The following is a 13837-nucleotide window of genomic DNA, read 5'->3' on the forward strand; positions in this document are numbered from 1 at the left end:
ATTTAGTATGAATTATTGAAAAGAGGACGTTAAAGATGATTTATAGTATGACAGAAATTGAATCTCGCTATCAAGAAACAGACCAAATGGGTGTGATTTATCATGGTAATTATCCTACATGGTTCGAAGTTGCACGTACAGATTATATAAGTAAATTAGGATTTAGTTACAAGGAAATGGAAGATTCAGGTGTAATTTCTCCAGTGACGGATTTAGATATTAAATATATTCAATCTATAACGTATCCAGAAAAAGTAAAAGTAAAAACATGGGTTGAAAAATATTCTAGACTAAGATCACTTTATCGTTATGAAATTTATAATGAATCCGGAGAACTCGCGACAACTGGGTCTACAGTGTTAACTTGTATTAGAAAAGATACTTTCAAACCTATTCGCTTGGATAAATATTTTCCTGAATGGCATGAAGTGTATCAAAGTGTTGAGCGAAGAAATAAGGCGGGGGAAACTTTAGAAGTAACGAATGGACTTTAAGTTACTTTAAGTTAATATATGCTATAAATATAAAAGAGGTGCATTCAGTTAACTGAGCGCACCTCTTTTATATTAGTATGAGCATATCCTTATTATTGTTACGTTTGAAATTCAACGTAACAATAAAAATAACTATAATATTATCTATTTAGTAATAACACTTATATTTTGAAACGGAAGTCTATAGTTTCAAAATATTTTTATATAAAGCACAGATTGAAATAACTCGTTATACCATTATTTTGCAGTATAGGAAATTTCGTCAAGCCCATCGTTTACATCAATGAATAAGTTGTTATCTTTGAAATACCATAAATCATGTTCAGCGATTACGACATCTAATCCTTCATAATTATTTTCATAACCGATTTCAAGATCATTCTTCTTATCAACGCTAAAGGCAGGACTGAAACCTTGTTTTAATTGAAATTCTCCACCATAACGTACGAAGAATTGTAAGACTTTGTCATCTTCAGGTAAATCAAGTTCTTCTTTAAACCAAGACACAGCATTATCTGAAAGTTCTATTTCCATAATAAAAGGCCCCTTTCGGCTCACAAGCGCTTCACTTATGACAGTTAGTCACTAATTTATGAATTAGTATTATATTAATTACCCGATTTGAGTAACGTTAAAAGCAGTATATCATATTTTTTTGTTAAATATTCAAAATAAACCGACTAATAACTTAAATGTGGAAAATTCATGCTAATGACCTATATTAGTAGTATAATAGAAATAATGGTGTTTTAAGGTAATCGGAAATACCCAGCTAACCGATGTATTCGGAATGATAAAAATAAAAAGCCAGAGGTTGAACACCTCTAGCTTAGTTCTTTATTTGATACTTTTTATTTACTAAATGACTTTTGTAATAGTTACATCCATTTTATTTTAGGTTCTTCACCTTTAAATATTCTTACGATATTAGTACGATGTCTGACGATTAATAATATTCCGACACCGATGCTAACAACAAATAAGATATAGTCCCGAATTAATAAAGCACCAATAACGCAACACAGTGATGCGATGATACTTGATAGAGATACATACTTTGTTAAATATAATATTACAAAGAAAATTGCTGCTAAAATTAATAATAAGACAGGATTGACACCAAGTATGACACCAGCACTTGTTGCTACTGCTTTACCACCTTTAAATCCAAGATACACTGGATATACATGGCCAAGAATTGCAAAAGCACCAACGATAAGACCATTTGTGAAAAATGTACTTATAGCACCATCTGTATGGACAGGTAACCAAAGCGGGAAAAACACAACTATAAAACCTTTGAATATATCTAAAAAAGTTACTAGAAAACCAGCTGGTTTTCCTAATACTCTAAAACTGTTTGTTGCACCAGTGTTCCCACTACCAAATTGTCTAATATCTTTTTTAAAAAATAATTTACCTATTACATAGCCACTTGGAAAAGCACCGATAAGGTAACTTAATATTAACATGATTACGATCATCATATATAATCACACATCCTTTAATGACATTAAAATTATTTTACCACATCAGACTATGTTTATACGAATAAATTTTTCAAAAAGGATATGATTTCTTCTTTAAAATTGATTTGGTGCTTGCATTTTAATTCGATTTATATAAAAATAACTATTGTATAGTTTTAAAAACGAACGTACGTTTGTAGGAGGGCGAAACGATTGGCAATGAATAAACAAAATAATTATTCGGATGATTCCATTCAGGTTCTTGAGGGATTAGAGGCCGTAAGAAAGCGACCTGGGATGTATATTGGTTCTACCGATAAACGTGGATTACATCATTTAGTATATGAAGTTGTCGATAATTCCGTCGATGAAGTATTGAACGGTTTTGGAAATGAAATCATAGTAACAATTAATAAAGATGAAAGTATTACTATAGAAGATGATGGACGTGGTATGCCTACAGGTATTCATGCTTCAGGTAAACCTACTGTAGAAGTTATTTTTACAGTACTTCATGCAGGTGGAAAATTTGGACAAGGTGGATATAAAACTTCAGGTGGTTTACATGGTGTAGGTGCCTCGGTAGTAAATGCTTTAAGTGAGTGGTTAGAAGTCGAAATCCATAGAGATGGAACGATTTTTACACAAAGCTTCAAAAATGGTGGAAGACCCGCTTCAGGACTTGTCAAGCACGGTAAGACTAAAAAGACCGGTACAAAAGTAACCTTCAAGCCAGATCCAGAAATATTTAAATCAGCCACATCATTTAACTATGATGTGCTAAGTGAACGATTACAGGAGTCCGCTTTTTTACTGAAAAGCCTAAGAATCACTTTAAAAGATTTGAGAGCAGGAAAAGAACGAGAAGATGTGTTCCATTATGAAGAAGGTATTAAAGAATTTGTGAATTATGTCAATGAAGGTAAAGAAGTATTACATGAAGTAGCAACCTTTGATGGAGAAGCAAATAATATAGAAGTCGAAGTAGCTTTCCAATATAATGATCAATATTCAGAAGGTATTTTGAGCTTTGTTAATAATGTACGTACTAAAGATGGTGGCACACATGAAGTTGGCTTTAAGTCAGCAATGACACGTGTCTTTAATGATTACGCGCGACGTATCAATGAATTAAAAGATAAAGATAAAAATTTAGATGGTAACGATATTAGAGAAGGCCTGACGGCTATCATTTCTATACGTATCCCAGAAGAATTACTTCAATTTGAGGGGCAAACGAAATCTAAATTAGGAACAACGGAAGCAAGAAGTGCAGTTGATTCTGTTGTAGCAGATAAATTACCGTATTATTTAGAAGAAAAAGGACAATTATCTAAGAATCTTGTAAAAAAAGCAGTAAAAGCACAACAAGCTAGGGAAGCTGCACGTAAAGCAAGAGAAGATGCGCGTTCTGGTAAAAAAAATAAACGTAAAGATACATTACTATCTGGTAAATTAACACCAGCGCAAAGTAAAAATACTGATAAAAAAGAATTGTATCTTGTAGAGGGTGACTCTGCAGGTGGTTCTGCTAAGTTAGGTAGAGATCGTAAATATCAAGCCATATTACCGCTAAGAGGGAAAGTAATCAATACCGAAAAAGCGCGATTAGATGATATTTTCAAAAATGAAGAAATCAATACCATTATTCATACTATTGGGGCCGGCGTAGGTAACGAATTTAAAATTGAAGACAGCAATTATAATAGGATTATCATCATGACAGATGCTGATACAGATGGTGCCCATATACAAGTACTGCTACTGACATTTTTCTTTAAGTATATGAAACCTTTAGTAGAAGCTGGAAGGGTGTTTATTGCATTGCCACCTTTATATAAATTAGAAAAAGGTAAAGGTGCTTCAAGAAAAATTGAATATGCTTGGACAGATGAAGAGTTAGAAAAATTACAGAAAAAATTAGGCAAAGGTTTTAGTTTGCAACGCTATAAAGGTCTGGGCGAAATGAATGCAGACCAGTTATGGGAAACAACAATGAATCCTGATACAAGGACGTTAATTAGAGTACAAATTGAAGATGAATTACGTTCATCCAAACGTGTAACTACATTAATGGGAGATAAAGTTGCGCCACGACGTGAATGGATTGAAAATCATGTTGAATTTGGATTACAAGAAGATCAAAGCATTCTAGATAATAATGAAATTCAAATTTTGGAGCAGGACAATCCTAATGAGGAGGAAAGAAATTGAGTGAAATAATTCAAGATTTATCGCTAGAAGACGTTATTGGCGATCGATTTGGTAGATATAGTAAATACATCATTCAAGAGCGTGCATTGCCAGATGTTCGTGATGGGCTCAAACCTGTTCAAAGACGTATACTTTATGCAATGTATTCAAGCGGAAATACGTATGATAAGAATTTTCGTAAAAGTGCTAAAACAGTCGGTGATGTAATAGGTCAGTATCATCCACATGGAGATTCGTCAGTTTATGATGCTATGGTACGACTCAGTCAAGATTGGAAGTTACGACATGTATTAATAGAAATGCAAGGTAACAATGGTAGTATTGATAATGATCCGGCAGCTGCCATGCGTTATACCGAAGCTAAATTAAGTAAGATCTCTGAAGAATTATTAAGAGACATCAATAAAGAAACTGTACCATTTATGCCAAACTACGATGATACGACGACGGAACCTATGGTATTACCAGCAAGAATACCTAACTTGCTAATTAATGGTAGTACAGGGATATCTTCTGGTTATGCAACCGATATCCCCCCTCATAATTTAGGTGAAGTGATTCAAGCTACACTGAAGTATATTGACAACCCTGATATTACAGTGAGCCAGCTCATGAAATATATGAAAGGTCCTGATTTTCCAACAGGTGGTATCATACAAGGCATTGATGGGATTAAGAAAGCCTATGAAACCGGAAAAGGTAAAATTATAGTCCGTTCTAAAGTAGAAGTAGAAGAACTAAGAAATGGCAGAAAAGAGCTTATCGTTACTGAAGTTCCATACGAAGTCAACAAAAGTTCTCTTGTTAAAAAGATGGACGAACTACGTGCTGATAAAAAAGTAGATGGTATTGTCGAAGTACGAGATGAAACTGACCGTACGGGATTACGTATAGCGATTGAATTGAAGAAAGATGTAAACAGTGAAGCTGTAGCTAATTTCTTATATAAAAATACCGATTTACAAGTCGCGTATAATTTCAATATGGTCGCGATTAGCGAAGGCCGTCCTAAATTAATGGGCATTCGTCAAATTATCGATAGTTATTTAAATCATCAGATTGATGTTGTGACGAAACGTACGCGCTATGAGTTGGATCATGCTGAAAGTAGAATGCATATTGTAGAAGGATTAATGAAAGCTTTGTCAATTTTAGATGAAGTCATTAAACTAATCAGAAACTCTAAAAATAAAAAAGATGCTAAAGATAATTTAGTTGCTGAATTTGATTTTAGTGAGGCACAAGCTGAAGCAATTGTGACATTACAACTATATCGTTTAACAAATACGGATATTGTTCAACTTCAAGAAGAACATGATGAACTAAAAGCTTTAATTGAACAGTTAAGAAATATTTTAGACAATCATGATGCATTATTAAATGTAATTAAAGAAGAATTAACAGACATTAGAAAACAATTTAAGCAAGAACGTTTATCTGATATTGAAGCTGAAATAAGTGAAATTAAAATCGATAAAGAAGTTATGATTCCTAGTGAAAATGTAATTATGAGTATTACAAAACATGGTTATATTAAACGTACTTCTTTACGTAGTTTTAATGCGAGTGGTGTAGGTGAAGTTGGTGTTAAAGATGGTGATGCACTTTTGAAACATCAAGAAGTTAACACATTAGATACAGCACTTGTCTTTACAAATAAAGGTCGTTATTTATTCATACCAGTTCATAAATTAGCTGAAATAAAATGGAAAGATTTAGGTCAACACGTGTCACAAATAGTGCCAATTGACGAAGGGGAACATGTCATAGATGTCTTTTGTGAGAACGAATTTAAACCAGAAGCTTTTTATATACTTGCTACGCGTGATGGCATGATTAAGAAAAGTAATGTTTCGATGTTCAAAACGTCGCGTTACAACAAACCGTTAGTGGCAATGAAACTAAAGAATGATGATGAAATCATTAATGTCATGCGCATAGAAACGCCACAATTACTTACTGTACTCACGCATAAAGGTATGTCACTCACATACAGTAGTGATGAACTATCAGATACAGGTCTAAGAGCCGCAGGTGTTAAATCTATCAATTTAAAAGAAGCGGATTTTGTGATAATGACACAGTTAATTGTAGAAGGAAATACTATTTTAATGGCAACGCAACGTGGTTCTTTAAAACGAATTCACTTTAAAATATTGCAGGTTGCTAAACGTGCACAGCGTGGCATTACTTTGTTGAAAGAACTTAAAAAAGCACCACACCGCATTGTTGCAGCTGAAGTAGTGCAACCTGGACAAACGATGTACACAATTTATTCAAACAAACAAGAAGAATCTGGTAATATCAAGGATATTCATTTATCAGAACAGTACACAAATGGCAGTTTCATTGTAGATATAAATGACTTTGGAGAAGTGGAAAGATTGATTATTAAGTAATTGAATTTCAAATTTCATTAGTCATTATAAGTGTATAATGATAAAATATCATTTAGGTACAATAAAAAAATAAAAACAAGAGGTTTATATTAGTGGAAAAGACACATGAAACATTGTTTAAACGAATGTTTGAGTATCTTTTCTGATTTTCATTCGTGTTCTTATATCATGAGATATTTGTTTATGTGTATGAAATCTACTATAAGTCTCTTGCTTTTAATATTAAACTTTAAACAAAGAGATGAGAGGGATTAAATTGAGAGATTTTGATAGTTTAATTCCAGATTGGTTCAAAGAATTTGTTCAAGTCGGGAATGATTTAATTTGGTCACAATATCTAATTGGGCTATTAATTACTGCTGGTATCTTCTTTACAATTAGTTCTAAATTTGTGCAGTTAAGATGGATTCCAGAGATGTTTCGTGCTGTTGGAGAAAAACCAGAAACATTAGATAATGGTAAAAAAGGTATTGCGCCATTCCAAGCGTTTGCAATTAGTGCAGCGTCACGTGTAGGTACTGGTAATATTGCAGGTGTTGCTACTGCAATCGTTCTAGGTGGTCCAGGAGCTGTATTTTGGATGTGGGTCATCGCATTTATTGGTGCTGCGAGTGCCTTCATAGAAGCGACTTTAGCTCAAGTATACAAAGTACCTGATGAAGATGGAGGCTACCGTGGTGGTCCAGCGTATTACATAACTAAAGGATTAAATCAAAAGTGGTTAGGTGTCGTATTTGCCATATTAATTACAATCACCTTTGCATTCGTTTTTAATACAGTACAGTCTAATACAATTGCCGAATCATTAAAAACACAATATAATGTTAGCCCTGTTATAACAGGTATCGTTTTAGCGGTATTTACAGCAATTATTATTTTTGGTGGTGTGCGTAGTATCGCAACAATGTCATCAATCATTGTACCTATCATGGCAATTTTATATATTTTTATGGTCGTTATCATATTATTTATGAATTATGATCAAATTATTCCTATGATTTCTACAATTATCAAAAGTGCATTTGGTTTCGAACAAATCACAGGTGGTGCAGTTGGAGCTACAATATTGCAAGGTGTTAAACGTGGTCTATTCTCAAATGAAGCGGGTATGGGGTCAGCGCCTAATGCTGCGGCAACTGCTGCTGCACCACATCCAGTAAAACAAGGATTAATTCAATCACTTGGTGTGTTTTTCGATACAATGCTTGTATGTACATCTACTGCCATTATGATTTTATTATACTCAGGCTTAAAATTTGGTGATAAAGCGCCACAGGGTGTTGCAGTTACACAATCAGCGCTTAATGAACATTTAGGTAATGCAGGTGGTATATTCTTAACAGTTGCTATTACACTATTTGCCTTTTCATCAGTAGTGGGTAACTATTATTACGGCCAGTCTAATATTGAATTCTTATCTAAAAATAGAATGATCTTATTTATATTTAGGTGTTTAGTCGTGGTCTTAGTATTTATTGGAGCAGTTGCCAAAACAGATGTTGTTTGGAGTACTGCTGATTTATTTATGGGATTAATGGCGATCGTTAACTTGGTAGCAATCATTGGATTATCCAACATCGCATTTGCAGTTATGAATGATTACCAACGTCAACGTAAAGCAGGTAGAAAACCAATCTTTAGACCGGAGGAATTAAATATTAATTTATTTGGTATTGAGAGTTGGGGCGTTAAAAATAAAAAGTTATAATGAATAATTTAAAGCTATGCGTTTCCTGAGTTGGAAATTGCATAGCTTTTGTTATGTAATGAGATTATTCTGTAGATAACAATACTACTTTCAATTTTTGATTTTTCAATATATAATGCTTATTGACATAATAAGAAGGATGATTAATTTGAGTTCTTACCTGATTACAAAGGTGTTAAATAATAATGTGATAATTTGTACTAAAGATAAAGAAGAATATGTGCTTATAGCTAAGGGGATTGGTTTTAATAAAAAGGCAGGGATGCCCCTACAAGAAAACCAAACTATAGAAAAGGCGTATATACTCGATCAAAAACTACAGCAAGAACATTATAAAACAATTATCGAGTATGCTGATGATACATTGATACAAGCTGTGATTGATGCAGTGAATATTATTACGAGTTCTGAGATGAAAATTGACAACCAAACATTAGTCGTTTCAGTGACAGATCATATCATATTTGCATATAAACGTTTGAAACAAAATCAAATTATAACTAATCCATTCGTTGTAGAAACAAAACAATTATATAGTGAAGCTTATGCTATAGCTGAAAAAGTAATAGAACGTTTAAATGATGTGTTGGACGTCAATTTTCCAGAAGATGAAATTGGATTCATTGCATTACATATAGCTTCAAACATTGAAACATTATCTATGCATGAAATAGAAATAATAAATCACTTAATAAATAAGAGTATTTTTATTGTAGAACATGATTTGAAATTTACTGTAGATAAAGAAAGCGTCCAGTATCAACGTTTTATTAGACATATTCAATTTTTAATAAGAAGGCTAAGGAATGGTGAAGTATTGCAAAAAACAAGTCCATTTGAAGCACTATTAAAAGAACAGTATCCGCAGTGTTTCAATATTGCATTAAAAATAATGAAAATGTTGCAACAAGAGTTGAATGTGTCTATATATGAAGCTGAAGTAATTTACCTCACTTTACACGTTTATCACTTCACGGTTGATAAACAATAATAGAAAATATGAAATTCTAATTAAAAGTCATCTATGAGGGTAGTAGAATAAAGTTGACACATACTTAAGTTACAAGTGCATCATTGAATCCATATATTTTGAATAGCAACATCTATGTTTGATATATATGTAATGTGTTATTATTAACCTAACGCTTGAGCTGTTGCTATACTTGTGCTTGAAGATTGTTGTACTAATGTGAATATGCAAATTTTTAAGAATTAATTTAAGGTATGGTGAATTGAATGTCGAATGAAGAAAATATTAAGCAAGAAAAAATGAGTGGGAAAGATAGAATGAAATTGAGTTTTCCTGAAACCCGCTTCATGAAATTTTTCGGCGGTAAGGATTTACTCTTTGGTTTGTTAATACTGATACTTGTCGGAATCGCAATTTTTATATTTGACCAAGTTTCGTATGTTTTCAAGCCTTTTATCATCGTATTTAATACGATTGCAGCGCCAGTTATTGTTTCAATTATTTTGTATTACTTATTCAATCCATTAGTTAACTTAATGGAACGTTATAATATTTCTAGAATTTGGGGAGTTATTATTCTCTTTTTATTGATTATCGCTGTGATAGCATTAGCTGTTAACTTACTTATTCCAGTGATTAGTACACAGATTAAGAGTTTTGGAAATAATTTTCCACACTATGTAGATAAAGTAAATCAATTTATAGATAGTATTACTAAATATTCACTGATTTCTAATTATTATGGGCAAGTACAAGATCAATTAGATGCGTTAGCAAATAAATTACCGTCTATGATATCAGATTACTTTAATGGTTTTGGTTCAAAAGTTAAGAATGTAGCAGAGGCATTAGTCAATGTAGGTGTAGTAATTGCAACAACGCCATTTGTTTTATTCTTTATGTTAAAAGATGGTCATCGTTTTAAAGAATTTTCTACGAAGATCATGCCACCAAGATTCAGAAAAGATTTTCATGATCTATTAGATAAAATGAGTGAACAAGTTGGTTCTTATATTCAAGGACAAATCATAGTATCATTCTGTATTGGTATTTTGTTATTTATCGGTTATAGTATTATTGGTTTAGACTATAGCTTGATATTAGCTTCTATAGCTGCAGTGACAAGTGTTGTTCCTTATATTGGTCCTACAATTGCGATTTCACCGGCAATCATTATTGCATTGATTACATCACCAATTATGCTATTGAAATTAGTTATCGTATGGACAGCTGTTCAATTTATTGAAGGGCACTTTATTTCACCTAATATTATGGGTAAAACATTGAAGATTCATCCGCTTACAATTATCTTTATTTTATTAAGTGCCGGTAATTTACTTGGTGTTGTTGGTGTTATCTTAGGTATACCAGCATACGCAATTTTGAAAGTATTAGTATCACACTTATATCTTTTATATAAACGTAGATATAATAAATATTATGGTGATGATGCAGGGGAATATGAAATCCAAGACGAAGAAGTTATTCGTTAATCTATATCTTGATGCATACATGAGTACGACATATATGCTAAGATATACTAAATCACAACGTCTCTTTGAAAAAATATTTCAAAGGGACGTTTTTTATATCATGGAAGTGAAGATGATATTTGGCTTAATTTATTAAAATGAAATGATGATTAATGACTACAATCTAACAATAATGTTAGTATTTATCATTAAAGTTTTATTTCATATGTAATAGTATTGTGATATATTTTTTGTAATGAATAAGAAATACCCAAAAGTGAAGTGAAAAGAAAACATGTCTAAGGAATTAAGAAGTAAATTACTTTCTATATTAAAAGTAATATTTGCAATTGCATTATTTAGTTTTGTTGTTTTTACGTTATATAAAGAGCTCTCTCATATTGATTTTAAAGAGACAATAAAATCTTTTGATCAAATAAATAGAGTTTGGTTAGCGGCGTTATTCTTAAGTGGTGGTCTTTCAATTGTTGTGCTATCACTGTACGATGTTATTTTATCGAAAGCGTTAGATTTACGTATATCTTTATTAAAAACAGTTAGGATTGGTTATATTGTCAATGCCTTAAACGCCGTAGTTGGTTTTGGTGGTTTTATTGGTGCTAGCGTACGTTTTTTATTTTATAAAAACACCACAGACGATAAGCGCGCATTACTACATACAATATCAATTGTATTAGTATCCATGCTTACAGGACTGAGTTTACTGTCTATTCTCGTTGTAGTTCATGTGTTTGATGTGTCGCATATCTTTAGTCCATTTCCGTGGATGCATGTGTTGCTATATATTGTTGCATTATTTTTGCCAGCATTTATCCTATTTACTATCATAAAACCAGTACAAAAAGATAAAAAATTACTTGGTGTTTACTGTACCATTGTATCTGGTGTGGAGTGGTTTATTGCAGCATTGGTATTATATATGGCTATGTGGCTAGTCGATATACATATTTCGTTTGCCACGTTTATGGGGATATTCATTATAGCTGCACTTTCAGGTTTGATCAGTTTTATTCCTGGTGGTTTTGGTACATTTGATTTAGTTGTATTATTAGGCTTAAAATCATTGAAAATTCCTGAAGAAAGTATTGTACTAGCGTTACTACTTTATCGCTTTGCATATTATTTATTCCCAGTATTAGTTGCCTTGATTTTATCTACGTTTGAATTTCGTAGTACAGCTAAACGCTATTGGGAAGGCTCGAAAATTATAGTTCCAATGAAAGATATGACTTCTCTTCTTGGGTCATATCAAAAAGATATTATTGCTCGCATTCCATCATTCTCGATTGCTTTATTATTAATGTTTACGAGTATAGTATTTTTCTTGAATAATTTAACAATTATTTACGATGGACTGTATAACCCACACCATTACATTTATTATATTATTGTCTCAGTACATACTTGTGCTTGTTTATTACTATTATTAAATGTATTTGGTGTGTATCATCTTTCTAAACGTGCTATCTTGTTTTCAATCATATCAATTATATTAATATTTGTAGTAACTGCCTATACTTATGCATCGTTTATGTTAATTAGTTGGCTTATTATTATGTTGATATTATTAGTCCTATTTTATAAACGTGCACATGTGATTAAACGACCATTTAGATATAGTAAGTTATTTGTAAATATCATTTTAGGTTCTGTAATCTTGTATATCAATCACCTTTTTATAGCTAGTACATTTTACTCGTTAGATATTTATCATATTGAAGTAGATACTTCAATTTTAAGATATTATTTCTGGTTTACCATTATACTTGTAGCTATTATCGTGGGTATTATTGTATGGTGGTTTGAACAACGCTATAGAGTATTACATAGCGGTAGTGAAGACGAAATATGTAACACTATTATTAAACAGCATGGAGGCAATTATTTAAGCCACTTAATGTATAGTGGTGATAAAAAATGCTTTATAAACGAAACACATGATGCATTCTTAATGTATAGGTACAAAAACAATGCACATATCGTATTAGGAGACCCTATCGGTAATCCTAAGTCATTTCAGAAACTATTAGAAAGTTTTTATAAAGAAGCGGAATATTTAGGATATGATATTATATTCTACCAAGTGACAGATAAATATATGTCTTTATATCATAATTTTGGTAATCAATTCTTCAAATTAGGCGAAGAAGCTTTAGTAGATTTAACGACGTTTACCATATCTGGTAAAAAGAAACGAGGTTTACGTGCGACGCTCAATAAGTTTGATGAACTTAACTTATCATTTGAAGTATTAACACCGCCATTTTCACAGGCTTTAGTATCAGAATTAAAAGATATTAGTGATGATTGGTTAGGTGAACGTAATGAAATGCATTTTTCTGTAGGTAGCTTTGATCCACACTATTTATCTAAAGCACCTATAGCTGTTATTAAAGATAATGAACATACAATTATTGCGTTTTGTACATTGATGCCAACGTATTATAAAGCAACTATGTCAGTTGATTTAATTCGTTGGAAATCTGATGTAGCGTTGCCACTTATGGATGGTCTATATTTAAATATGCTGTTATGGGCAAAAGAAAATGGCTATGAGCGTTTTAATATGGGTATGGCTACATTATCTAATGTTGGCCAAGTGCCTTATGCATTTTATGGTGAAAGAATTGCGGGACGTGTATTTGAACATTTTAACGGTTTATACCGCTTCCAAGGTCTTAGAAGATATAAAGAGAAATTCAATCCGGATTGGGAACCAAGATTTCTAGTTTATCGTAAACACCACTCATTATGGTTGAGTATGTTAAAAGTGATGCGTGTGATTAGAAAAGGGAAATAGAAGATGACAGTATACGCTTAAATTAAAAAACCAACACGTACAATATATGTACGTGTTGGTTTTTTGTTTAAGGAGTTTAGTGTTTAATGGTTTGTGTAGTTAAATACTGGAGAAGTCATTAACTACTTAATAAACTAACTGGTGTTTCTTGCTTAAATATTATTTTGACTCTAACTATATAGAATTTCTCGTTACCCCTTTGTGAAAGGTACGAACATAATATAACATTGATGGTAAGCGCTTTCAATATTAGTAGGACAATTTAATATAAATAAAAAGGACATATGATA

General features: G+C 32.0%; 9 protein-coding genes. 7 read left to right on the plus strand and 2 right to left on the minus strand.

From position 1 onward, the window contains the following. Positions 1–35 precede the first annotated feature (35 nt). The gene (gene menI, locus BK821_RS08645) at positions 36–494 is read left to right on the plus strand and encodes a 1,4-dihydroxy-2-naphthoyl-CoA hydrolase MenI (RefSeq protein WP_046836343.1); all 459 of its coding nucleotides are present in this window, start codon (positions 36–38) and stop codon (positions 492–494) included. Positions 495–731: 237 nt separating this feature from the next. Here the strand turns inward: menI and BK821_RS08650 are convergent, their stop codons facing one another. Next, positions 732–1028 carry a HesB/YadR/YfhF family protein gene (locus BK821_RS08650; RefSeq protein ID WP_046836344.1) on the minus strand — a complete coding sequence of 99 codons (297 nt, stop codon included), beginning with the start codon at positions 1026–1028 and terminating at the stop codon, positions 732–734. A gap of 344 nt (positions 1029–1372) precedes the next feature. Next, on the minus strand, positions 1373–1981 hold the full coding sequence (plsY, locus tag BK821_RS08655; protein ID WP_046836345.1) for a glycerol-3-phosphate 1-O-acyltransferase PlsY: 609 nt from the start codon (positions 1979–1981) through the stop codon (positions 1373–1375). Between the two features lie 201 nt (positions 1982–2182). Between plsY and parE the strand changes: the two genes are divergently transcribed. The 6 genes from parE (at position 2183) to mprF (ending at position 13547) form a co-directional block, all read left to right on the plus strand. Next, positions 2183–4177 carry a DNA topoisomerase IV subunit B gene (gene parE / locus BK821_RS08660; protein ID WP_161939122.1) on the plus strand — a complete coding sequence of 665 codons (1995 nt, stop codon included), beginning with the start codon at positions 2183–2185 and terminating at the stop codon, positions 4175–4177. Next, a complete protein-coding gene (gene parC / locus BK821_RS08665) occupies positions 4174–6576 on the plus strand; it encodes a DNA topoisomerase IV subunit A (RefSeq protein WP_046836347.1) in 2403 nt (800 codons plus the stop codon). Before parE ends, parC begins: the two co-directional genes overlap by 4 nt. A 256-nt stretch (positions 6577–6832) precedes the next feature. Next, positions 6833–8284: a glutamine transporter AlsT gene (gene alsT, locus BK821_RS08670; protein WP_071331547.1), complete on the plus strand. Its 1452-nt coding sequence runs from the start codon at positions 6833–6835 to the stop codon at positions 8282–8284. 148 nt (positions 8285–8432) lie between these two features. Then, positions 8433–9275: a glucose PTS transporter transcription antiterminator GlcT gene (gene glcT / locus BK821_RS08675; protein ID WP_071331548.1), complete on the plus strand. Its 843-nt coding sequence runs from the start codon at positions 8433–8435 to the stop codon at positions 9273–9275. Positions 9276–9520: 245 nt separating this feature from the next. After that, complete coding sequence (locus BK821_RS08680) at positions 9521–10747, plus strand: AI-2E family transporter (RefSeq protein WP_046836350.1); 1227 nt, start codon at positions 9521–9523, stop codon at positions 10745–10747. 274 nt (positions 10748–11021) lie between these two features. Then, the gene (gene mprF / locus BK821_RS08685; protein ID WP_046836351.1) at positions 11022–13547 is read left to right on the plus strand and encodes a bifunctional lysylphosphatidylglycerol flippase/synthetase MprF; all 2526 of its coding nucleotides are present in this window, start codon (positions 11022–11024) and stop codon (positions 13545–13547) included. Positions 13548–13837: the final 290 nt, after the last annotated feature.

It is taken from the genome of Staphylococcus sp. LCT-H4, assembly GCF_001866145.1.
GTDB classification, from domain to species: Bacteria; Bacillota; Bacilli; order Staphylococcales; family Staphylococcaceae; genus Staphylococcus; species Staphylococcus succinus.